17 protein-coding genes and 1 rRNA gene are annotated in these 23,445 nt (G+C 43.5%); 10 read left to right on the plus strand and 8 right to left on the minus strand.

The window, feature by feature from the left end:
• Window positions 1–2: 2 nt before the first annotated feature.
• Both caiA and caiT read right to left on the minus strand, forming a co-directional pair.
• Complete coding sequence (gene caiA, locus LBC_RS08320) at window positions 3–1,139, minus strand: crotonobetainyl-CoA dehydrogenase (protein ID WP_221253972.1); 1,137 nt, start codon at window positions 1,137–1,139, stop codon at window positions 3–5.
• A gap of 382 nt (window positions 1,140–1,521) precedes the next feature.
• On the minus strand, window positions 1,522–3,186 hold the full coding sequence (gene caiT / locus LBC_RS08325) for an L-carnitine/gamma-butyrobetaine antiporter (protein WP_221253973.1): 1,665 nt from the start codon (window positions 3,184–3,186) through the stop codon (window positions 1,522–1,524).
• 756 nt (window positions 3,187–3,942) lie between these two features.
• Here caiT and fixA point away from each other — a divergent pair.
• From fixA to LBC_RS08375, 10 genes are all read left to right on the plus strand, one after another.
• A complete protein-coding gene (gene fixA, locus LBC_RS08330; protein WP_221253974.1) occupies window positions 3,943–4,704 on the plus strand; it encodes a putative electron transfer flavoprotein FixA in 762 nt (253 codons plus the stop codon).
• Window positions 4,705–4,917: 213 nt separating this feature from the next.
• On the plus strand, window positions 4,918–5,145 hold the full coding sequence (locus tag LBC_RS08335) for a hypothetical protein (protein ID WP_221253975.1): 228 nt from the start codon (window positions 4,918–4,920) through the stop codon (window positions 5,143–5,145).
• On the plus strand, window positions 5,072–5,980 hold the full coding sequence (locus tag LBC_RS08340; protein WP_221253976.1) for an FAD-binding protein: 909 nt from the start codon (window positions 5,072–5,074) through the stop codon (window positions 5,978–5,980). Before LBC_RS08335 ends, LBC_RS08340 begins: the two co-directional genes overlap by 74 nt.
• An 18-nt stretch (window positions 5,981–5,998) precedes the next feature.
• Window positions 5,999–6,784 (plus strand): enoyl-CoA hydratase-related protein, encoded by a 786-nt coding sequence (locus tag LBC_RS08345; protein WP_221253977.1) that lies wholly within the window; start codon window positions 5,999–6,001, stop codon window positions 6,782–6,784.
• Window positions 6,785–7,083: 299 nt separating this feature from the next.
• On the plus strand, window positions 7,084–8,679 hold the full coding sequence (locus LBC_RS08350) for a sodium:solute symporter (RefSeq protein ID WP_221253978.1): 1,596 nt from the start codon (window positions 7,084–7,086) through the stop codon (window positions 8,677–8,679).
• Between the two features lie 181 nt (window positions 8,680–8,860).
• A complete protein-coding gene (locus tag LBC_RS08355) occupies window positions 8,861–9,094 on the plus strand; it encodes a hypothetical protein (protein ID WP_221253979.1) in 234 nt (77 codons plus the stop codon).
• A complete protein-coding gene (locus LBC_RS08360) occupies window positions 9,084–10,046 on the plus strand; it encodes an alpha/beta hydrolase fold domain-containing protein (protein WP_221253980.1) in 963 nt (320 codons plus the stop codon). Before LBC_RS08355 ends, LBC_RS08360 begins: the two co-directional genes overlap by 11 nt.
• Window positions 10,047–10,221: 175 nt before the next feature.
• Window positions 10,222–10,821 (plus strand): hypothetical protein, encoded by a 600-nt coding sequence (locus tag LBC_RS08365; RefSeq protein WP_221253981.1) that lies wholly within the window; start codon window positions 10,222–10,224, stop codon window positions 10,819–10,821.
• A gap of 17 nt (window positions 10,822–10,838) precedes the next feature.
• Window positions 10,839–13,295, plus strand: a complete 2,457-nt coding sequence (locus LBC_RS08370; protein WP_221253982.1) for a molybdopterin-dependent oxidoreductase — start codon at window positions 10,839–10,841, stop codon at window positions 13,293–13,295.
• A 512-nt stretch (window positions 13,296–13,807) separates the two neighbouring features.
• Window positions 13,808–14,026, plus strand: a complete 219-nt coding sequence (locus LBC_RS08375; protein ID WP_221253983.1) for a hypothetical protein — start codon at window positions 13,808–13,810, stop codon at window positions 14,024–14,026.
• A 44-nt stretch (window positions 14,027–14,070) separates the two neighbouring features.
• Here LBC_RS08375 and LBC_RS08380 read toward each other — a convergent pair whose 3' ends face one another.
• From LBC_RS08380 to rrf, 6 genes are all read right to left on the minus strand, one after another.
• Window positions 14,071–15,972: a DUF1561 family protein gene (locus LBC_RS08380; protein ID WP_221253984.1), complete on the minus strand. Its 1,902-nt coding sequence runs from the start codon at window positions 15,970–15,972 to the stop codon at window positions 14,071–14,073.
• Window positions 15,973–16,366: 394 nt separating this feature from the next.
• Complete coding sequence (locus LBC_RS08385) at window positions 16,367–16,885, minus strand: ankyrin repeat domain-containing protein (RefSeq protein ID WP_221253985.1); 519 nt, start codon at window positions 16,883–16,885, stop codon at window positions 16,367–16,369.
• A gap of 391 nt (window positions 16,886–17,276) precedes the next feature.
• The gene (locus LBC_RS08390; protein ID WP_221253986.1) at window positions 17,277–18,704 is read right to left on the minus strand and encodes a catalase; all 1,428 of its coding nucleotides are present in this window, start codon (window positions 18,702–18,704) and stop codon (window positions 17,277–17,279) included.
• A 478-nt stretch (window positions 18,705–19,182) separates the two neighbouring features.
• Window positions 19,183–21,162 (minus strand): methyl-accepting chemotaxis protein, encoded by a 1,980-nt coding sequence (locus LBC_RS08395; protein WP_221253987.1) that lies wholly within the window; start codon window positions 21,160–21,162, stop codon window positions 19,183–19,185.
• A gap of 340 nt (window positions 21,163–21,502) precedes the next feature.
• Window positions 21,503–21,781, minus strand: a complete 279-nt coding sequence (locus LBC_RS08400) for a hypothetical protein (protein ID WP_221253988.1) — start codon at window positions 21,779–21,781, stop codon at window positions 21,503–21,505.
• A gap of 1,379 nt (window positions 21,782–23,160) precedes the next feature.
• Window positions 23,161–23,279 (minus strand): 5S ribosomal RNA (gene rrf, locus LBC_RS08405).
• Between the last annotated feature and the right edge of the window lie 166 nt (window positions 23,280–23,445).

Raw genomic sequence — 23,445 nt, forward strand, 5'->3', positions numbered from 1 at the left:
CCTTATTTAAATTTTTTAAGCACGGCTCTGCCTAGGGTTAGGATTTGCATCTCATCGCTGCCCCCGCTTAGCCTATCTACTCGCAAATCTCGCCAAAATCGCTCCACTCTATGCCCTGTTACGCCGATACCGCCCAAAATCTGCATCGCATCATCGACGACGCTAAAAGCGGCATTTGCGCAGTAGTATTTACACATCGCACTTTCGGCTGTTACATTCTGCCCCCTGTCCATTTTCCACGCCGTTTCATAAATCATATTTTTCATCGCATTTAGTTTGATACTCATATGGGCGATTTTTTCTTGGATTAGCTGGGTTCTGCCGATAGTCTCGCCAAACTGCACTCTTAAGTTTGCATACCTCGCAGCGTCCTCAAAGGCACAAAGCGAGACGCCATAGTTCGTGCAAGCTACCAAAAACCGCTCCGCGTCAAACTCCTCCTTTACCCGCTCAAAGCCGCCGCCCTCTACGCCAAAAATATCGCTCTCATCTAACGCCACGTTATCAAAGCTTATCTCGCAGCAGCTATCCATTCTAAGCCCCAGCTTTTCAAGCGGCGTTAGCTTAATGCCAGGCAGGCTCATATCGACAAACCACTCGCTAAAGACAGGCTTTTCGCTTGCTGCGTCTCTTGCCATTACGATTAGATAAGGCACGCCAGCCGAGCTAGTGATAAAGCACTTTTGCCCGTTTAGATAGACCTTGCCGTCCTTTCTTGTATAAGTCGTCTTTAGGCTTCCCACGTCGCTGCCAGCACTTGGTTCAGTAATGGCGGAGTTAAACATCTGCTCTCCGCTGCCACGAAATTTAAAGATTTTTTCAATCTGGGCTTTGCTGCCATATTTTAAAATGGTGCTAAAGCCTGGTAGCTGGTAAAGCACATATGTGGGCGCTCCGCACCTGCCTAGCTCCTCCCAAATAGCCGCTAGGCTTACCCAGCTCTCACCCATACCGCCGTATTCTTGGGGCAGTAGCATAGTATCCACGCCAAGCTCGGCTAAGGCCTTTACCCAGCGAAGCGGATACTCGTGCTTTGCGTCGCACTCTTTAAAATAGCTCTCCCAGTTTTGGCTAGCCATAAGCTCCCTAACTCCAGCTACGAAAAGCTCTTGTTCGTCAGTTAAACTAAAATCTATCATCCCATCTCCTTTTGAAAGTTTTTAAATTTAATTTAAGCCAGCTCGTCTCGCACGTCATCTTTTGCTTCGCCACTTCGTGGCTTGCACCCGTTGGGTCAATGAGACTAGAAAATTTGCTCTCTCACATACTATATGTATGCTCGGTCGCAAATTTTCGTCGCAACATTGAAATCTAACGCACAATACTTCGCATTCTCCGTTTCTGCCCTGCTATCAAGATTTTTACTACTAGCTATTGCTGCGACGTATCGTGAGATGATTTTTTACAAACTGAGAGCCAGCGAGTGCTTTGACACGAAGCTGGCGATGGGCGAAGCATACTAATAGTATGTGAGCCCCGAAGTTTGTAAAAAAGTGCTCACGAGACGAGCAGCCAATAAATTTAAAACCACCCACTTTTCTTTGCATCCTTAAAAAACGCAACTAAAATCAAAATATTGACAAAAAACAGCGGACAACCCCCAGCGATAATCGCCGTCTGAATAGGCTTAAGTCCGCCAAGAGCTAGCAGTGTAACGCCAATAACTCCTACAAGCACACTCCAGCCCACACGCACCCAAAGTGGCGGTTCCAAGTAGCCGCTAGCCTCTTTGCACGTACTCATCGCCAAAGTGTAGCTGCAAGCATTTATAAGCGTGATCGTAGCGATAAAGCAAAGCACGAAAAAGCCCCACATAGTTATGGTAGGGAAAGGAAGTGCAGCCCAAGTCTCAATTATGCCACGAGCCAGTCCGTGAGTGGAGATTATAGTCGGTAAATCTATGGCGTTTGTTATCATTAAATTTATGGTGTTTGAACCAAGCACGGTCCAAAGCAGCCACGTAGTTGCCGTTAGCCCCGCCACCATACCCACGCACAGCTCACGCACACTCCTACCACGGCTAATGCGAGCTAGGAATATACACATCTGTATGCCATAAACTACCCACCACGCCCAGTAAAACACAGTCCAGCCCTGCGGAAAGCCACCAGCTCCTACGGCGTCTGTATAAAAGAGCATTCGCCCAAGGTTATTAAGCATAACGCCCACGCTATCAGTAAAATAATTAATCGTAAAGCCGCTAGCCCCCACGATAAAGACCCAGCCTAGCATTATTATCATTAGATAGCTTCGCACGTCGCTGGCTAGCTTTATGCCGCGGTTTAGTCCAAAAGCGACGCAAATGGCGTTAAATACGACCCAGCAGCTTATTATCATCGTGTCAAGCTCAAGCGAGCGTGGAATGCCAAAAAGATACTGCATACACTCAGTAACCAGCGGCGTAGCTAGCCCAAGGCTAGTGCCCATAGCTAGGATTAGAGCGACGATATAGACGTTGTCAATCAGCGTTCCCAGCCAGCCTTTTGCTAGCCTAGCCCCCACAGCTGCTTCTATCGTGCCGCTTGGGCGTATGACGTTAATCTTTTTAACAAACAAAAAATAGCCAAAAGCCACGCTAAGCAGGCTATAAGTCGCCCACGGCAGCGGCCCCCAGTGAAAGAGCGAGTAGGCTAAGCCCAGCTCACGAGCGGCTAGGGAGTTTGGCTCAAGATGAAATGGCGGCGTGGTAACGTAATAATAAATTTCAGCGCTGCCCCAGTATAGCACCGCAGCCGATGTGCAAGAAGCAAACATCATAAACACCCAGCTAAGCGTGCTAAACTCGGGCTTTTCATCGCCCAGCCTTTTATCGCCTATCTTGCCAAAGACTAGCCAAAACCAGCCAACTACCATCACGACCATATACCACTCAAAAGCCCAGCCCCAAGTGTTTGTAACATAGCTAAAAGTGGCGTTTATGACGCGGTTTGCGGCGTCTAGATCACGCACCACAAGATAGCCCAGCAAGCACACCACTGCAAGGGAAGGGAAGAAAACCTTTGGCTCAATGCTTGTTTTTGTTGATTTGGCTGGATTTGCATCTAAATCTAAAGCATTTTTCAAATCCGAACTATCCTGCGAAAAATTCGCACCACTTTTAAACCCACCCCCAGCAGTCTTATCTGGCTTTGATGGGCTTAAATTTACCGAGCTTTCGCTCAACTTAGTTTCTTTGCTGTTTTGCATTTTGCCCTCCTTTTTATATTTTTATATTTATTTTTTTAACCTGTAAGTTTGACCACAAACCAACACAAATTCGCAAATGCCATCCTTGTCTAAATGATTAATGATTTGTTTAAATTTTTGCCTTATTAAAAGCAAAATAAATTTAATCTGCCACCCAAATAAAAACTTAAAAAAACCAATCAAAACCTTTATTATTTATCTTTGCAAATACAATATTCAAACCATTAACCAAAAGAACAAAACATTCTAAACATGCTAATCAATATATAAAAACAACTATAATCAAGTTATTTTTATAATCATGATTATATAACAACTATGATTAAATTGTCAATAGTTTTATAAAAAATTTTTATTATATTTTTTACTTAAGTTTTTTATAAAATTAAGCCAACTATCGCTTTCAGTCAAGGCTTTTTGAAATATTTTCTTATTATATTCATATAATATAATTTTTTAATTTTTAAAGTATAAATTTAAAAATATCTGCTTAAATTTTTATTTTAAAAACATTCATAGCAGATTTTTTTATAAAACCAAACCTAGAAAGAAGACGTGGAACAATAGGCAATATTTCCTAAATAAAAGCCTAAATTTAAAAAATTCAGTTTAAATATACAACAAAAGGCAAGATTACCACTTATTTTTATTTTAATTATTTAAATTAATTAAATTTTATAAAAAAACTATTGACTTTTTATTTATAGTTATTATATAATCACGATTATATAAATATCGTGATTATAAGGAGATACGATGAATATTTTAGTATGTTGCAAGGTCGTACCACAAGAACAAGACATCGCAATAAATGCTGATAGAACGCTAAATTTAAGTAACGCAGGCGGCAAAATAAGCCAGTTTGACCTAAATGCAATCCAAGCCGGCGTGGATATAAAAGCCAGCCTATCAGAAGCCAAACTCATAGGACTAAGCGTGGGCGGCGAGCTAGCAAACAGCCCAAAAATCAAAAAAGACCTGCTCTCAAGGGGGCTTGATGAGCTGTTTTTATCCACGCAAAGCGATATTTTGCCACCCAGCGACACCGCCTGCGTGCTAGCTGCGATGGCTAATCAGACGGGCTACTCGCTCATCATCTGCGGTGATGGGTCTGGGGATTTTTACAGCTCGCAGGTGGGTATGCGGCTGGGGGCAAAGCTAGGCATAGCCGCCATTAGCGGCGTGAGTGAGATAGTTAGCGTCGATGAAAGTAGGGTCGTGGTCTTAAGAGAGCTTGAGAATGAAACTCAAAAACTCGAGCTCGCCCTGCCAGCACTTTTGTGCGTATCCACAGACATAAACACCCCAACCATACCCGGTATGAAGGCAATTTTAGCTGCGTCTAAAAAGCCAGCCAGCGAGCTTAGCGTGAGCCTTAACGCGGCTGGGGACGTGGAGATTTTAAGCATTAAAGCCCCAGCACGAAAGCAGAGGCTTGGCGTGATAGTAAAGGGCGATAGCGATGAAATGATAGATAAGTTTATCCAAAATATCAAGCACGTGGTTATGGCGGAGTGATGAATTTAAACAGCTAGGGCAAGCTGCGTTAAATGCGTTTGCAGGCTGCTTTGTATGGGGCTTGCGTGCTAATGTGCGTTTTAAGGCTTTATCAGGGTGCTTGCCAGCTTTTGCAGGCAAAGGCTTCTTGCCACGCTTTGAATTAAGCCTGCTGTTTAAATTTAAAGTTCTTTAAAATATGCAGCCTAGCCTTTTACGGCAGGAGGCATAGATGTGCCGTCCGCATCGCAGGCAAAGCTGGCTGGGGCTGGGGGCTTGCGTGAGCCGTTTAAATTTAAAGCTGGCAAAAGCAAAAGCGTCAGGCAAGGCAGAAGCGTCAAAAACCGCCACGCCCCAAAAGCAAAAACAAATTTAAAAAGGAGCAAAAATGAGCGTTTATATCTACGCCGATACGGCAAGCAGGCTAGCGGAGCTAATCAGTGCAGCTGCAAGCCTAAGTGAGGATTTTAGCGTCATCGTGACAACAAGCGAGATAACAAAGCTAGCCAGCGAGCTGGGTGCTAGCAAAATAGTGCAGATAAACGGCAGCAGCGAAATAGCAGAGAGCAATGCCGAAACCATCGCTAGCGTCGTAAATGGGGGCGGCGTGCTACTACTAGCTAGCACAAGAAGCGGCAAAGCCCTAGCCGCACTGCTTGGCGAGAGCTTAAAAGCTGGCGTATGCACCGAAGCCCTAAGCCTAAGCAAAAGCGACGCAGGCGTGCTGTGCGAAAAGATGGTCTACGGAGGGCTTGCCATAAGCGAGCAGCTAATCAAAACCGACCTAGCCATAATCGCTCTAGCTGCTGGCAGCTACCCACCAGCCACACCAAATCCAAAAGATAGCGAAGTAAAAAGCGTCGAATTTATTCCGCCAAAGCAAGCCATAAAGCTAATAAAAACCACTCCAAAGCAAGCCAGCAGTGTGGAGCTAGCAAAGGCAAAGAAAATCGTCGCAGTGGGGCGTGGCTTCTCACGCAGGGACGACCTAGCCATGACACAAAGCCTGTGCGAGATAGTAGGTGCCGAGCTAGGCTGCACTCGCCCCATAGCAGAAAGCGAGCGGTGGCTGGATAGGGACAGATACATCGGCATTTCAAGCGTGATGGCTAAGCCGCAAATCTACATCGGCATAGGCGTGAGCGGACAGGTCCAGCATATGGTCGGCGTGAAGGATAGCGAGAAAATTATCGCCATAAACAAGGACGAAAACGCCCCTATTTTTGAGTATGCAGACTACGGCATAGTGGGGGATTTAAATAAAATTTTACCAAGGCTAATAGCGGCTTTGGGCTAGGGAAAAAAGGGGGAGAAAATGAAAGATTATCACGGAAGTGCCGAGCTAATTAGCACGCTTAAAGATGGAATTTTAACGCTAAAAATCAACCGCCCACACAAGCGAAACGCTCTAAACGGCGAGACTTCGGCTAAGATGGAGGAGATATTAAATTTAGCCGAAAGCGACACAGAAGTAAGAGTTATAATTGTAACCGGCGAAGGGGAGAAAAGCTTTTGTGCTGGGGAGGATTTAAGCGAGCTAAGCGAGAGTGGCGAGTGCCAGACTATCACGGCTCACGGCTTTGGCGGGCTAACAAACAGGCTATCGACCAAGCCCATAATAGCCGCTGTAAATGGTGTTGCTGTGGGCGGAGGAATGGAGATAGCCCTAGCCTGCGATATAGTCATCGCCTGCGAGGGGGCTAGGTTTGGTCTGCCTGAGGTAAAGGTGGGGCTAATCGCCTCCACAGGTGGGCTAGTGCGAATGGGGCGAGAACTACCAAGAAAGGTCGCTATGCAAATGTGTCTAACCGGCGAGCTAATAAATGCCCAAAGAGCCAAAGAAATAGGCATCATAAACGAAGTAGTAAGCAGTGAAAGCCTAATACCACGAGCCGTAGAGCTAGCTGGCGTGATAGCCAAAAACGCTCCACTGTCTTTAAAATTTACAAAGCAGATAATCCATCAATCTGGCTCAATGTCGCTTGAAGATGCGATGCGGCTAAGCGACATCGCCTACCGCTACATCGAAAAAACCGAAGACGGCGTGGAGGGGCCGCTGGCTTTTATGCAAAAGCGTGAGCCAAAGTGGAAAGGTAAATAAGCCAAGCGATTAGGTGAGCTTGTCTCGCTTCGCCATACAGCGCTCTATTTAAATTTTGCTCGGTCATTACCAAAGAGGTAACTCCCATCGCAAAATTTAAATCCGCCTTGTTTGGCTGTGCGATACGTCGCATCTAGTCGTTCCTTATTTTTATTAGGTGGAATTTAACTTCCCAATCCGCCCAAAGGAGAAAAAATGAGTGAGATTATTTTTAGTGTATTTGTGGGGCTTACTCTCGTACTTACTGGGGTGGTTTTCGTGCGGACGATAAGTAAAGAAAGCAAGCTAGGAAAGAGAATATGAATATCTATCTTGCTGGCATATTTTTGGGGCTTTTGTTTTATCTAGCTATTGGGCTTTGGGCTGGGCGTAGGGTAAAAAGCTTAGATGATTATTACGTCAGCGGCAGAAACGCCACTACGCTTTTTATCGCTGGGACTATGTTTGCCTCGATGCTAAGTACAAACGGCTTTATGGGCGATACGGCGTATGCGTATAGCGGCAATATCACCACGCTTTTTATTATTAATACCCTTTGTGCTTGTGGCTATGTCATAGGTCCGCTTTACTTTGGTAGATACATTAGACGCGCACAGGTAAATACTATGCCTAGCTATTTTAGGCTTCGTTTTAATAGCAGGCGCATTCAAATTCTATCTGGGCTTATAGTTACGGTTTCTCTTGGTGCTTATTTGCTAAGCGTCCTGCAAGCTACTGGCATACTAATGCAAAGCCTAACGGGGCTAGATAGGCTAAGCTGCCTTTTAATCAGCTTTGCGGCGATTTTGCTTTTTACGCTTTACTCAGGCTCAAAGGGCGTCATACTCATTGACACGGCTATGTGCGTGTGCTTTTTGCTTTCGACCATTTTTGTGGGATATTATGTCTTTGAAAATGCCGGCGGACTTGCAAGCCTGGTTGAGCGTCTCACACTTAATCCAAACGCCCCAAAAGACCTACTAAGCTATCACGGCAATACAGGAGAGCAAAGCCCCTTTACTACTATTATCTACGGCGTTACGCTTGGCATAGTCTGGCTTATCACCGTCGCTGTTAGCCCCTGGCAGGCTGGGCGAAATTTAATAGCAAAAGATGAGCATACCATTTTTCGTTCTGGCATCATCTCAGCCATTCTTACTATCTATTTTTTGCTGTTTTTATACCTTATCGCCATTGCGATGATTGAGATTTATCCTAATATGCCACGCCCTGAAAACGTCATCATCTATGCCGCTTACGAACTAGCCCCAAAGGCTTTGGGGGCGTTTTTGCTCACTGGCATACTCTCAGCTGGACTTAGTTCAGCTACAACATTTTTATCCGTCGTTAGTTTTAGCATTGCAGATGATGTTTTGGGGATTAAGCTTGACTCTGAAGCCGCTCAACTTAAGCTTACTAGGCTAATTATCCTAGCCGTTAGTGTGGCGGTGCTTGTTATGGCGTATTTTGAGCTGGCTAGCATTAGGATTATAGCGTGGTTTGCTAGCACGATTATCGCGGCTTCGTGGGGGTATGTGGCGTTTGCTAGCGTGTGGAGTGGGCGATTGAATGAAAGGGCGGCGTTTTACTCGATGATAGGGGGCTTTGCGGGCTATTTGGGGGCTAAGGCCGCCACTGCTGCTGGGCTTTTTAGCCTGCCAGCGTGGCTTGATGCGTTTTTTGTGGGGCTAGCTATTAGCGTGGTGCTTGGCGTGGCTTTTTCTGGCAAGCAGAGCAAGAGTGAGAGAGCGTTTTTAAAAGCCTTGCACGAGCTGCCTAAAAGCGAGCAAAAGGGCAGCGAATACAGGCAGGACATCCGCTACGGCTACGCTTTTATTGCGGCTGGCGTAATGATAATGCTGTTTTTAATAATCCACTGGGCGATACCATATAATAAAACGCTAGGAAGGTTTTAAATAGGCTGGCTGGCAAGCCAAATGCCACGTATATGAGTGGCTTATCTATCGCTCGCATCACAGGGCGATACGCTCCGCTCACTCTCTTACGGCACGCAAGCCCAGCAGTGGGCTTGCTAGGACTACGTCCTGCCGCCGCTCCCCAGATTTTTACAGCAATACGAAGGAGCTGCTAAAAATCGTGCCGCCAATGCGTAGCAGTGGCGGTCATACCTTACGGTACTGGCACAGGAGTGTCGGCAAGTCCGCAGGACTTAGGACGACGACTGCTCGTCGTCCGTGCCATAAGCGAGTAGGCGAGTATATTGCAAGGCAATACGAGCCGCATAAAGTAGTGGCGTTGGGCTTGTATTATGGCTTAAAATTTGTAATTAAAAAATCATTTAAATTTAAAAGGGGCGGATATGCTGGATAAAAACAAAATAGACGTTTTAAGCGAGATTTCAGCACAGATGAAGCAGGCTTTAAGTCTAAGCAAAGAGCATTCGGTTAGCCTAGGCGCGGACGCTAGCTTAGAGCAGATGAGGGCGGCGTATGAGGCGGAGCGGAGATTTTGGAATGAGGGCGGCGCAGAGATGGCAAAAAGCCGTGAGGCGAGTTTTGAATTTGACGGCAAAAGGCTCGGACTAAGGCTACACTATCCTAGCGATACGCCTTGCGGGGCGATATTTTTCATTCACGGCGGCGGCTGGGTGCTAGGCAGCCTAGATACACACGACCGAATGGCAAGGACGCTAGCAAAGCACGCAAACGCCGTTACTATCGCCGTTGATTACTCCCTAGCCCCAGAGACAAAATACCCCACGCAGATAAACGAGTGCGTGGCGGCTGCAAGGCACGTCATCGCCCACGCCGATAGCTTTGACTTAAGCGATGATAAATTCGCGCTTTTTGGAGATAGTGCTGGGGCAAATTTATGCCTGGCTAGCCAGCTTATGCTAAGGCAAAACGAGCCAGAGCTTGCGGATAAATTTAAAGCTCTGCTGCTATTTTACGGCATTTATGGGCTTAAAGGCTCCGTCTCGCAAAGCCTGCTAGGCGGCGAGTGGGACGGGCTAAGCGCGGCTGATATAGAGTATTATTACGATATGTATTTAAGCTTTCCAAAAGAGCGTAGTGATAGCCTTGTAAATATCTTTAATGCCGATTTATCAGGGCTTCCTGCTAGCTTTATCGCCTCGTGCGAGTTTGACCCGCTCAAAGACGATAGTCGCTTGCTTTTTGAGATTTTAAAACGCAGGGGCAGGAGCGAGTATAGGGAATATAAGGGCGTCTTGCACGCATTTTTGCATTATACAAAGACACTTGACACGGCAAATGAAGCCTTAAAGGACGCTGGAGAGTTTGTAAGGGCTGCTTTTATATAAATTTAATCCCAGTAATACTTTGAGAAAAAAATTAAGTAAAATATATAAAATTATATTAAGTTTTTAAGCATTAAATAATACAAAAGCCATTAAAATTTGAGTGTTTTTGGCATTTGCAAGTATGATTTATTGCTACATTTGCAAAGCTATGGATTAAATTTAATAAAGGATAAAAATGAAAAAGGCTATGCTGATTTTTAGTGCTTGTGCCTGCCTTGCTTTTGGGCAGAGTGGCTTTTTAAAAGAGCATATTAAGGTATCGCAAGATGGCAAATTTATAGGCTTTGCCACAGTGCTTACGCCAGTTGAGATACTCTCGCAAAATGCCAAAAATGCAAAAGTAAAGGTATCTGGATTTGTCAATGAAAATTATCAAGAAAAGCTAGTCAAAGACCCGCAAAAATATGAAGAGTATCTCATCTTTGCAGACGAAAACGACAATGCTAGCTTTAAAGGAGAAAGTAATCCATTTATTAAAGTTTTAAAAAAGGCTGAGGATGAATACGGCGAGATTTGGCTTGAGTCTGAGCTAAGCTTTGATCTGCCTAGTAGTGCTATCGTCGCTAGTCCAGACGAGCTATACGCAAAGGCAAAGAGCGAGTACGAGCAGGTCTGCTCGGCGTGTCATCACCTGCACGCTCCTAGTGAGTTTAGCGTGAGTCAATGGCCGTTTGCGATTGAGAGTATGGAAAGTGGCGGCTTTGTCGTGCTAGAACCAGCCCAAAAAGATCTGATCATAAAATACCTGCAACACAACGCAAAAGACGCAAAATAAATTTAAAGGAGATAGTTATGAAAAGGCGTGATTTTATCAAATTTTCAGCCATAGCGGCGGCTTCGGCTCAGGCAAACCGCATTGACGGAGCGCTTGAGACTATTTTTGATAGCAAAAAGACTCTAACGGCAAACCGTTTTGGGGCATTTTGGGCAAACACAAACAGCGCTCAAATCGTAAGCGTAGAGCCGTTTAATGGGGATAAATTCCCAAGCACGATGAATAACTCCCTGCCAGATCGCATACAAAACGAAAGCCGAGTGCTCTACCCCTATGTACGCAAAAGCTACCTAGCCAAAAATGCCCCAAACAAGCCAGAGCTTCGTGGCAAGGAGGAGTTTGTGCGGGTTAGCTGGGACACGGCGCTTGATCTAGCAGCAAAGGCACTAAAGGAAAACTTCGATAAATACGGAGCTGAGGCGGTATATGGAGAGTGCTACTGGTGGGGCGGCGGTGGCAAGGTCAGCTGGGGACGCACCGTGGCTCACAGGATGCTAAAAATACTAGGCGGCTATGTGGAGGAGACTGATGATTACTCCACTGGGGCTGGCATTGCCATTATGCCCTACGTCTTTGGTAGTACGACCGTGTATGACGCACCCACACGCTGGGAGGCGATTATTAGGGATTGTAAAAACATAGTCTTTTGGGGGACAGATCCAGTAGTAACAAACCAGATCGCCACAGGCGTACCAACGCACGATAATTATGAGTATTTTACCCGCATAAAAGAGCTAAAAGAGGCTGGTAAAATCAGCATAACAAGCATAGACACCTACCGCAACAACACCGCTCGCTACGTAGATAGTGAGTATATCCCAGTCCGCCCAAACACCGACACTGCTATGATGATAGGAATGTGCCACTACCTATATGAAAGCGGGCTATATGATAAGGAATTTATCAAAAAATACACCGTCGGCTTTAATAAATTTAAAGACTACCTGCTCGGCAAAGATGACGGCGTGGTGAAAGATTTGGCCTGGGCTAGTGCGATATGCAATGTAAGCCAAAGCGAGCTAAAAGCCCTGTGCGAACGCCTAGCAAAGGATAACTCAATCATCATCGCAGGACGCGCCTTGCAGCGACAAGACCACGGCGAGCAGGCGTTTTGGATGATAGCTACGCTTAGTGCCATGCTAGGACATATCGGCAAAAGCGGAGGGGGATTTGAGTTTAGCCTAGGTTACAATGGCGGCAGCGCAAAGACTATGATAGCCCCTAGCCTAAAGGGCATCTCAGCCGTGCCAAGCGAGAGCTACACTACGCCAGAAAGCCCATGGGTAAAGGGTCAAAACTACACTATCCCAACCAGCCGCTTTATCGAAGCCCTCGAAAATCCAGGCAAGGAGATAGACTTTAAGGGGCGCAAAATCCGCCTGCCGCGCATCAGAGTGGCGTATAACGCAAGTGGGTCAATTTTTACTCGTCATCAAGACGTCAATCGTGCCGTAAAAGCGTGGCAAAAACTTGACACCGTAATCACCGCTGAGCCGTTTTGGACTAGCACGGCTAAGCTTAGCGACATAGTCCTGCCAGTGGCGATTGAGGGCGAACGCACCGACATAGCCGCTAGCAACGCCACAAATGAGTATATCTTTGCCATTAAGCCTGTCATCTCACCTATGGGCGAGAGTAGGAGCGATTTTGAAATTTGTCGAGGTATCTGCGAACGCTGGGGCATGGGCGAAGTGTTTAGCGAGGGCAAAAGCGAGCTAGAGTGGGTTAGGGAAATCTACGCAGACGCTACGTCTCAGGCAAAGGCTCTAGGCTATGCTAATGTGCCTAGCTTTGATGAGTTTTGGCAGGCTGGATACGCTAGGTTTGATCGTGAAGATGAGAGCAAAAGATACTACACGCGCCTTGCTGCTTACAGGCAAAATCCGCACAAAAACCGCCTAGGCACACCATCTGGTAAGATAGAAATCTACTCTCCAGCCATCGCCAAAATGGGCTATGCTGACTGCCTAGGACACCCTGCGTGGTTTGAGCCATTTGAGTGGCTGGGCGATAAAAATTTAATAAAAAAATACCCATTAGCCGTATCAAGCCCACACTCAAGATTTCGCCTTCATAGCCAGCTAAATAACTCGCTTATTAGGGGATATGCTGAGATTGGTGGACGTGAGCCAGTCATCATAAGCCCAAAAGCGGCAAGCGAGCGCGGCATAAAAACGGGCGATGTGGTGCGAGTTTTTAATGACCGCGGAGAGATACTTTGCGGTGCACTTGTGAGCGAAGTGGCTCAAGATGACGTGATAATCATCTGCGAAGGGGCGTGGTATGACCCTGATGAGTGGGGCAAAAAGAGCCTTTGCCAGCACGGCAATGTCAATGTCCTAACTCGTGATAAAGGTAGCTCCAGCCTAGGGCAGAGCAACTGCGCTCACACCCTGCTTGTTCAAGTGGAGAAATTTAAAGGCGTGCTAAGAGAGATTAGGGCGTTTAGTAAACCAAAAATAGTAGGCGGATAGGATGATTTGTTAAATTTACTTGGCTTTGGGGCGTCCAAACTCGCCCCTGTATAGTCAGCTGTCAAACGACTTTTGCTGGGGACGGATAAGATTTTAGGCGGATTTGGGCTAGCTTTGCGTGGTCTAAAAAAAAGGGGGGGGGGCAAAACTAGCTTGTTTTAAATTTAAAAAAGCTAGTCAAACACGCTCAAAAAAGGAGACTGGATTAAATTCATAACCCCTAAAGAAGTAGCGTGACTTTTTAAATGCAAATTTTAAGCCACAAAGCAAGCCAAGTGCTACTAATTTGTGCGATTGGCTTGCAGTATTGCAAGCGTTGCAAAGCAGTATCGGTGCGATTTTGGAATTTAGCAAAGCTTAGTGTAAAAATCTGGATAGCTTCGCTGAGCATGAGCCTAGCGTGCCTACTATCTTATGAACCCTGTGTTTTGATGCTTGCCACTGCTTTTTTATCGCTTGCATACGCTTTAGTGTCGCAAGCAAAACGTGGCTTCTTTAAACAATCGTAGCCGATGTTTTTTGCAAAGATAAGCAAAACCAAGTTTATTTTAAAACAGAGCGTAGCCATAGTTTTTAAACGAGCTTTGCTTTTTGCGCCACTTCAGTTTATGTCCGCCCAGTCTAGGCGTAGCGAAGCAAAGCCAGACTCTAGTGAGTATATCGCCCTGCATCGCAAACAATGGCTAAGCCACCCATACGCAACACAGGGCTTGCTTTTTAAAAATTTATAAAGCAATATTTTATTTAAAGAGACAATTTGATATAGCCTAAAAGCTTACTCCAAGCACCTTTTTTTAACTTCACACTGGCTTAGCTCTGATGGGCTTAGCGGGCGTTTGTTACCATACCCACTACCGCTGCCACTAGCAGAGCAGTTTTGCGGAGAGAGCGTTACACTTAGGGGCGATACAGTCGCCGCTGAAACGCGGTAAAACTGCAATAACTCAAGCCTCCTAGCTCCTCCCAGCGTAAAAGCCCTAATCATATCATCACTGCTATCAACAGCTTGGAGATTTTCTCTAAAGCTATCTAAGTCCATTTGCGTATTTGTAGGAATTATAACTACCCCATCATGAGTACGCAAGATAGGCTGCACGTGCCCCACCGTACCAGTGCCGTCAGGCCTGCTACGATACATCACGGTCAGCCACAGACTGCCGTCTGGGGAGTTTAGTACGCTTTGTGATAACTGATAAATCTCATCGCTTCTTACCATTCTAGTTGGTCTTAGTGAGATATTTGGCATAGCGATTTGAGAGACGGCTAAAACTATCTGCTCAGCCCTAGTCATAAACCTATCAGTAGTCTCAAAACGAGTAAAACCAGCACTCATCGCCCTAGTTGCCATCAGCCGCTCATTCAGTGATGGAAAACGAGTAGCAAGAGATGCGAATGGATTTTCGCCAAAGCCCGTATCAAACAAAAGTCCGCCTCTACTAAGCGGACTTTCATCGTGCGAGCTCATAAGCTCTAGTATCATCTCAAAGCTATGAAGCATGCACGTGCCACACACGCCAGATCTAGGGCTTGGGCGTATGTTTGGATTTACAGTAGTCGCTATATCATGAAGCCTCCTAATCCACGCATCATCAAGAGTAAAATTTGACGGCAGATCGCGCTTGCTTATCTTGTGCTCAAACCGCCCATTCGCCTCGCAACTAGGCAGACTTAGGGAGAGATTTGCATTTTCAAATTTAACAAAATCCTCCACATCTCTAGAAAAAATAAACCTAGACGTAGGAGAGTGAGCGATGTCTGCGTCGATTTGCTGTGGACTAATGACATATGGTACGCCCCAGTGGGTGCCATATCTATCAAGTCGTAGCAGATTGCCATTATAATCCCTTAACTCCGCTTCGTTTTCTATCATCTCGCCTAGCTGCCATGAGTTGTGTTTATCAGAGCTTCTTGTTACACTATCAGTACAAACACTCCACTTAGCCCAGTCCCATGGCTCGGCATTTTCCAGCCCTGTGGAGCTCAGGCAGCTTAGCGTGCCATCGCTTGGCTCGTACTGAGCAATATGTCCGTTACTTGGATTATAATAAAGCCACTTTAGCTCGGCATTTGTTGAGGCATTATTATAAAGCGAGTAAAAACTAAAGCCTTCAAAAGGCTCGCTTATCCAGCCTAGCGTAGTTTTTATACTGAGAGTAGATGGTGTAGCAGCGGTGTATATCCAGCTATGCATAACGTCTTGTAGCTCGATTTTATCACCATTATCACCAACCGCTCCCACATAGCCATAATAACCGTAGGATTTTAGCTCCAAATTTCCCTTATAAGTGTAGATATGCCCATCTTTGATACGCCATTTTTGATTGTCGTCGTTTATTACGCAAGGTCTTAGTCTAACATAGTCCCACTCAGACTGATGTATGCTATTAGCGTCGGTTACGTTTGCTGGGGCTTGCATGCAGAGATTTGTGCCATTTACATTAAAGCTTATCCTGCCAAAAAGGTCGTATCTAGCCTTTTTTACGTCTTTGCTGCCACAATAATTTGCGTAGATATAGCCGTCGCCACCTTTAAATTTAGGTGTCAGGCAAAGATTTTGAGAGCCTGCTTTTTCGATGAGCGTTACTGCTAGAGTTCTATCTTTTGGTTGTTCTGCTGGGCTTGCAGAATATAAGGCTAAAGGCAGAAGTGCCAAAACTTTGAATAAATTTGCTTTCATATTAGCTCCTTTGCTCCCATTTTGGGTTTTTAAGAGTGCCGCAAAATATATGCAAAGCTTTTTTCGCTTTTGCTGCGATTTGGTTTTGGGACATCTTGCCTTGGCATTGGATATATTTGACTTTTCCAAAAATGCCACTTAGCACCATTTATTGAGCTTATTTGCTTTTGCATTTTTGAGCAAATTTACCATACTTGTACAAGTACTGTATAGCTTATTTACTTTAAGGCTCGCATTGATACTTGGCTTTTTGAGTGCCTTTAATCCACCACCACTTAGACATTGGTCCTTTTATTTTCATTGCTCTGCATATTTTTTATCAAAGCAATGAAAATTTATATCATAGAACTTAATTATTTATTAATATAAAATTATTTTATTATAAATTTAAAACTCATCGTACGCCTTTGCCAAAAATAAACCTAAAAATCCTAACAAAAGTAGATAAAATTTTTGAGATTATTCCGCTTTTTGCGGATTGAGATTTTAGATATTTGGCAACTTCACCCCTACCAAACATCACAGCAAAGCTAAGCGGCGTCGCACCCATGCCATTATTTGCATTCACATCCGCCCCAGCTTCTACCAAAGCCTTAACCACCGCCAAATGCCCCTTAAAAGCAGCCCCAGCAAGCGGCGTCTGCCCCCTGTCGTTTCGCTCATCGACCGTAGCACCACGAGCGAGCAAAAGACGTACCACAGACAGGCTATCGTTATAGCTAGCTAGCATTAAAAGCGTGTCGCCCTTGTGCGATTTTAAATTTACACTAAGCCCAGCGTCTAGCATCTTTGCTAGCTCATCCACCCTATCTTGCCTAGCAAAATCAAGCGCCATCAAACAAAGCTCATCATAGCGCGCAAGCTCGGCGTCTTTGGATTTTTTGGCTGCTGATTTGTATTCGTCATAAGTCATTTTCTTTCCTTAAATTTTAAACCCAAAGGGCTTTGGTTTGTTTGGGTTTAAATTTATTTTTGCGTCAAAGGCTAAGTTTATTTAACGTTATAGCTTTTATTTTTTACGCTAGGGGGAAAGGGGTTTGAATTACGAAGTCGCCCCCTTTCTTAACAATCTATCCCCCACACGTGCAATGGGTCGCTGATATTTAAAAATTTGCCTGCGTCAAATTTTTAAATCGCGACGGCTGGCGACTACTCCGCATTGACTGGCTATATGCGAAGTATCGCAAAGCTAGGCAAGGCGGATTTTAAATTCACGATAGGAGCATACATAAAGTATGTGACTGAGTGAATTTAAAATTCAACGACGCATAGCGAAGCGAGACAAGCTGACTTTTGCTAAGAAATTAGCGTCCCAAAGCCGCTCTTACTCCAGCCGCATACTCTGGACTAATTTTCTCAAAATGCCCCAACGCTCGCTCGATAATAAACTCACTCACGCCCGCCATACTCTGGGCGATATTGCTAAAAAGCTGCTGCTTTTGGGCTTCATTCATAATGCCAAACAAAGCGCGTGGCTGGCTGTAGTAATCATCGTCTAGCTCTCGGTGATTGTAGCGCTTCATCTCGCCGCTTAGCTCCAGGGCTGGCTCGCTAAACTCAGGAGCCTCCTTCGCTCCGCCAAAGCTGTTTGGCTCATAGTACGCCTGTGCGCTCACATCGTAGCTGCCGTCATTCATCGCTCCGCCCAAAGTGTAGGTGCCAACTTCGCTTATCGGGCGATTGACGCTTAGCTGTGCGTAGTGCGTGCCTATGCGGTAGCGCTGTGCGTCTGGGTAGCTAAAAATTCGAGCCTGCAGCATTCTATCAGGGCTAAAGCCTATGCCTGGGACGATGTTTGACGGGCTAAAGGCGGCTTGTTCGACTTCGTTAAAGTAATTTTTTGGGTTTTCATTTAGCGTCAGCACGCCCACGTCGATGAGCGGGAAGTCTGCGTGGCTCCAGACTTTAGTCAGGTCAAACGGACTATAAGGCAGCTTTTTGGCTTGCTCATCGGTCATTATTTGGATTTTCATATCCCAGCTTGGGAAGTTGCCAGCCTCGATATTTTCGTATAAATCACGCTGGTGGCTCTCCCTATCAGCGGCGATTATGGTGGCTGCCTCGTCGTTTGTTAGGGTTTTGATACCTTGGCGAGTTTTAAAGTGAAACTTCACCCAAAATCGCTCCCCAGCCTCGTTTATCAGGCTATAAGTGTGGCTGCCATAGCCGTTCATCTGCCTATAGCTCGCTGGTATGCCGCGGTCACTCATTAGGATTGTTACTTGGTGAAGTGTCTCTGGGCTTAGGCTCCAAAAATCCCAGGCGGCTTCGTTTGAGCGTAGGTGGGAGCGTGGATTTCGCTTTTGCGTGTGGATAAAGTCTGGGAATTTATAAGGGTCTTTTAAGAAAAATACTGGCGTGTTGTTGCCGACTAAGTCCCAGTTGCCCTCGCGAGTGTAAAATTTGATCGCAAAGCCCCTGACATCGCGCTCTGCATCAGCCGCACCTGCCTCGCCAGCGACGGTGCTAAAGCGTAAAATCAGCCTTGTTTTCTCGCCTTTTTGCAGGACTTTTGCCTTTGTGTAACGGCTAATATCATGTGTGATTTCTAGCACGCCATAAGCTGCGCTACCCTTTGCATGCACCGTTCGTTCTGGGATCCGCTCTCTGTTTTGGTGGGCTAGCTTTTCGATTAGCTGATAATCTTGTAGCATCACGCCGCCACGCTCACCTGCTGTTAGGGCGTTTTGGTTATCGGCGATTGGGTTGCCTGAAGTGGTTGTAAGTTTCATATAATCTCCTTAAAAGAATAAATTTTAAATAATAAAAATTATTGTTTATGAATTATAGTGCCATTTGTTAAACATTCTGTAAATTTAGCTTAGCTTTAACTATATCAAATGCAAAACTAATAGCAAAAGCCACTTTTAAACTACACTATGCAAAAATGTTTGGCTCTTTTAATCAATGCTACTGCTTTAAAAATTTAAAAGACAAGTCCTAGCCACACATATTAGCAGCTTATTAATCTCTCATATCACAGGTCATATCCTCGCTTAGAGTGCGCAAGCTAAGCAGAAGGCTTGCTAAGACTGAACCATAAGTACGCTTCCACAAATTTTATATTTTGCAAAATGGCTTAAATTTGTAATTAAAAGCAATAACTTTTAAACGATTAAATTTTTAACCTTCCGCAAGCCTTAAGGCACGAGCAAGCCCCAAAATAGGACTTGCCAGCCAATCCCCAAAAACCAAAATAGACAAAAAGTGTTAGAATTTATTCTTGCTCGCCTCTTTTACTATCTGCGCCGCCATCGCTTCGACTTCGGAGGTAACGGTATTTGTATCATTTGCGATTTGCAGATTTTGCTTTGTGATATTGTCGATATTTACGATAGACTCATTTACCTGCGATATGCCGCCAGTTTGCTCTTGTATACTAGAGCTCATCTCGTTTATGGACTGGGTTAGGATATTTGCGTTTGCCTCTATTTCGCTCAAGCTTTTTTGGGTGCGCTCTGCTAGCTTTCTGACTTCATCAGCCACTACAGCAAACCCCCTGCCATGCTCGCCTGCTCTAGCGGCTTCTATGGCTGCATTTAGAGCAAGTAAATTTGTCTGGTCTGCTATGTCTCTAATAATCGTAATGACGTTTTTTATATCATCGCTTTGGCGTATGACTTCATCGGCTTTTACAGATATGCTATGCATAGCGCCGTTCATCTGCTCTATTGCAGTTGCGCTTTCATTAAGAGCCGCGGCTTGGTCGCTGGCGCTTTTATTAAGAGTACCAACTGCTTCTTTTAAGATTATGGATTTTTTGTTAAGCAGGTTTGCTTGGTTTAAATTTTCTTTTAAAATGGAAGCTATCTGCTCGCCCAGCAAATTTACTCCACTTGCGATTTTGCCGCTATCTGAGAGACTTTTGGTAAAATCTCTAGCCTTAAAATCATCAAGCAAGGATAGAATTTCATTTGAGCTTTTGCCTATATTTTCTTGAAGTGATGCAGAAAGGCGCGTAAGGGTGTCTTTTAGGCTATTTAAAGCTGGGTTTTTGCTACTGGCGTCTATACTAGCGTCAAATTCGCCATCTTTTATTCTATTAGCAAAGATTTCGGCGCTTTTAATAAACGCCGCCTCGTCTTTTAAATTTTGCTCTATGTTTTGTATGTTTTCATTTATCATCTGTCCTATTTCGCCAAATTCGTCCCTTGTGGATATGTTACTTATGGTCGCGCTTTGGCTTTGGTAGTTTAAAAAGCTGAAAAAATCGGAAATCTGAGCCTTTATCGCATCAAGAGGGCGCAACTGCCATTTAATAGCTCCCACCAAAATAGCTATCATAATAATAACAAATATAATAGAGTAGATTATCTGATTTTTAGAGATACTATCTATCTTTTTGCTAAAGCTCTCAAGCCCGCCCGCATAGCACACCAGCCAGCCCTGCTCTATCCTATCACAAAGGGCGATATTTTGGTGCTTGCTCAAACCATAATAATATGGCTTGTTACTATTTTGCTCGTAAAATTTAAGCAAATTGCCCACAACCTCTTTTACAGCAGGCTTGTCAATCATTACCATATTTGGATCTGTGTGCATTATTAAATTCGCTTTTGGCGTGATGATAAATAGCCTGCTTTCGCCATTTTTCTGATCGTAAAGCGCGGACATATCACTGCGCAAAGTATCCAAAAATATATTCGCCCCTACAACAAATTTAAGCTCGTCTCCCTCATAAATAGGCGCATAAAGCCCCACGGTAAATTTGTGGGTAGTGTGATCCTCGTATGGCTCAGCGACGCCTGGGGTCTTTAAACTGCTAGCGGCGATATACCACGGTCGAATCCTAGCGTCATAGTCGTTTTTAATTTTATTAAGATAAAAGATCTCATCATTACCCTTATCCAACCCTATAAGCCTGCCGTCTTTGGCGTATCCCACATAGATGGAGTCAAACCACGTGGTCTTAAAAATCTTAGCGAGCAGTGGTCCTACCTCAGTATCTGGCATGTCGCCTAGGGATTTTACCACTTCGCCTATACTCTTAAGGGTGCTTAGTGAGTCATTTATGTAATTATCCACTGCTTTTGTGGCAGTACTGGTCTCTCGCTCTTTGGAGCCAATGACTATATCAAAGACACTTTCATGGATATTTGTGTAGTTTTTATAAGCAAAAATGCCAAAGCCAAGCACGAGCGCACACACAACTAAAAGTGAAATTTTAGTCACTAAATTTAGCTTTCTCATAGTAGCTCCATTGTAATTAAGATAAAATTGCTAATAAAAATTTAATCCAATTATACTTATACAAAGCTTATTTTAAGGCTTAAATAATAATTTTTTTGATTTAATATTTTTACCCTTTAATAGTCTTTATTTGTCATATTCCAGTCATTCTACTTCATACCGATAATCTTTTAGCCTTTGGCCTACGATTTAGTAAATTTGCTCTCTTTTTTAAATTTAAAAGCAAATCTAGCTTATCCCGCTAAGCCTCTTATCCTCACTATCCCCACAAACCACTCTACTAAGCTCCGTGCAGCTTAGTATCTTGCCATTTTTAACAATATCTACTAGGCTTATATTTTTAGGCATTTAGCTTATGTACCCTTACTGTATGATGAGTAAAGACCACGTCGCCATCACAAGCCATAGCCTCTATATTGACCTCAAGCTTTGTGGTGATATTTTTAAGCACCAAAAGATGCTTGGCAAACTCCTCATAACAAAGGCGCTTATCATCACTTTTTTGAGTGTAATCTTTACTAAAGCTTTTAAGCATACGTTCTACCACACCACTATCTTGCAAGCTGTTTAAATTTAAAAGAGTATCTTTAATTAGTGCCTTATTCCCTTTTACCTCCATACTCCCCTCCTTTTATAAATATTAGATTAATTATAACCTAAAAATCAATGATTAAGCCTACACCATATAATATCCCCCCCCCATAAAACACCATTAGCTCCACTCTTTTACTCTTCTTTACTTTTATCGCCCTATAATTTAATTTATAATACAGGCTCTTTAAAAACATATTATTGTTTTTAAATTACAAATTTAATCCCCCTCCTCATTTTACAAACCAAACATTATTAATTCATACTGGTAGCATAAAGCATTACTAACGCTATAAAAGCAATAATGTCAGTACTATTTTAGCTCTTAGCAAAGCTTGGTATAAAATCTGGAGAGCATGGATAAGAGTGAGTATGTAAAGTAAAATACTTTTATATGTCTTACATCATAAGCAATAATACTCCCCTATATCAAGTTTGTTGTATTTGGGTGTGCTATAAATTGATGCGGGAAGCAAAGTTCTTTAAAGCTGTGCATATGCCGACCACATACGCAGCTTTAAAGAAACTGCGGCTTTGCCTTGTTTTGATAGAAACTGCGGCTTTGCCTTGTTTTAAATAAGCTTTGCTTTACTAGATAAGCTTAACACACGCACAGTAAGCAGTTGCTCTGCTAAGCCACTATGTGGCCTACCATGTTCTTGTACTTTAGCCAGTATATTATTTTGCGATATAATAGCTATTAATAAACAATCCATATACGTTGTATAAAGATTGTCTTTTAAATTTATAAAGCAGTAATATTTGCTTAGAAGGCCTATAACTAAACAACTAGCTTTTTAATAAGCTTTCTATGCTTTTAAAAGATGCGTGAAGTACCAAACAGTAGTTTAATTTATAAGATACTTAAATAAATGGGCTTTAGTTTTTAAATTTATATATTTTTAGTTATTGCTGATTTTTATCAAAGCTATACACATGTAGTAGCATTATGGTATAGATTATGGGTAGATATTTACACTCTGTTTTTGTTTTACAATAAGTAAAGGCTAGATAAAAAGGTGATTAATGAATTAGCAGAGCAATATATAACTTAATCATAATATTATACTTATAACCAATATTTTATAAGATTTAAATTCTAAACATATTTTTACACCGACTCTTTTTATTTAGTTATATATTTTTGTATGTTATGACTAGATAACTTTTATAATCAATAGATTATATTACTTATTTAATCAATGTATCAATGTATCAATTCTTTAATGAATGTTAAGTTATAAGTTTTATTAAGACTATAAACACATAGGAATAACCTGCTACTAAATAAAGAATATTAACACTAATAGCAATTAATAGGCAATAACTAATCCATTACATTTAATCTATTAAACATAAATTAATTTTATAAGTAGATTTTAGAAAGTAGATAGTGAATAATTAACGAGTCCGCAGCGACTTACTTTCCCGACATCCCAGTAAGGGAGAGTATCATCAGCCATGACTGGCTTAGCTTCTTGGTTCGAGATGGTACAAGGCGTTTCCCAGTCTGTATAGCCACGGACAGCGTTAAGCAATATATCTTTTAAAGATACACTGATTAACGCTATTTGTGTTAAATGTTAAGAGACAAGTTTAAAAGCTTTGTTTTAAAGAAGCTTCGCTTTAATAAAAAGTTTTATTTTACTTTTCTTGTTTTAGGATCTGTTTTTACGTAGCTTTTTTTCGTTA

It is taken from the genome of Campylobacter sp. 19-13652, assembly GCF_019702925.1.
Lineage (GTDB): Bacteria > Campylobacterota > Campylobacteria > Campylobacterales > Campylobacteraceae > Campylobacter_A.

Coding starts and splice junctions, on each gene's coding strand:
- LBC_RS08345 (WP_221253977.1), top strand. CDS start 5,999: ATGAAAGATTATCACGGAAGTGCCGAGCTAATTAGCACGCTTAAAGAT.
- LBC_RS08340 (WP_221253976.1), top strand. CDS start 5,072: ATGAGCGTTTATATCTACGCCGATACGGCAAGCAGGCTAGCGGAGCTA.
- LBC_RS08380 (WP_221253984.1), bottom strand. CDS start 15,972: ATGAAAGCAAATTTATTCAAAGTTTTGGCACTTCTGCCTTTAGCCTTA.
- caiA (WP_221253972.1), bottom strand. CDS start 1,139: ATGATAGATTTTAGTTTAACTGACGAACAAGAGCTTTTCGTAGCTGGA.
- LBC_RS08360 (WP_221253980.1), top strand. CDS start 9,084: ATGCTGGATAAAAACAAAATAGACGTTTTAAGCGAGATTTCAGCACAG.
- LBC_RS08385 (WP_221253985.1), bottom strand. CDS start 16,885: ATGACTTATGACGAATACAAATCAGCAGCCAAAAAATCCAAAGACGCC.
- LBC_RS08395 (WP_221253987.1), bottom strand. CDS start 21,162: ATGAGAAAGCTAAATTTAGTGACTAAAATTTCACTTTTAGTTGTGTGT.
- LBC_RS08365 (WP_221253981.1), top strand. CDS start 10,222: ATGAAAAAGGCTATGCTGATTTTTAGTGCTTGTGCCTGCCTTGCTTTT.
- caiT (WP_221253973.1), bottom strand. CDS start 3,186: ATGCAAAACAGCAAAGAAACTAAGTTGAGCGAAAGCTCGGTAAATTTA.
- LBC_RS08390 (WP_221253986.1), bottom strand. CDS start 18,704: ATGAAACTTACAACCACTTCAGGCAACCCAATCGCCGATAACCAAAAC.
- LBC_RS08375 (WP_221253983.1), top strand. CDS start 13,808: ATGTTTTTTGCAAAGATAAGCAAAACCAAGTTTATTTTAAAACAGAGC.
- LBC_RS08370 (WP_221253982.1), top strand. CDS start 10,839: ATGAAAAGGCGTGATTTTATCAAATTTTCAGCCATAGCGGCGGCTTCG.
- LBC_RS08400 (WP_221253988.1), bottom strand. CDS start 21,781: ATGGAGGTAAAAGGGAATAAGGCACTAATTAAAGATACTCTTTTAAAT.
- fixA (WP_221253974.1), top strand. CDS start 3,943: ATGAATATTTTAGTATGTTGCAAGGTCGTACCACAAGAACAAGACATC.
- LBC_RS08350 (WP_221253978.1), top strand. CDS start 7,084: ATGAATATCTATCTTGCTGGCATATTTTTGGGGCTTTTGTTTTATCTA.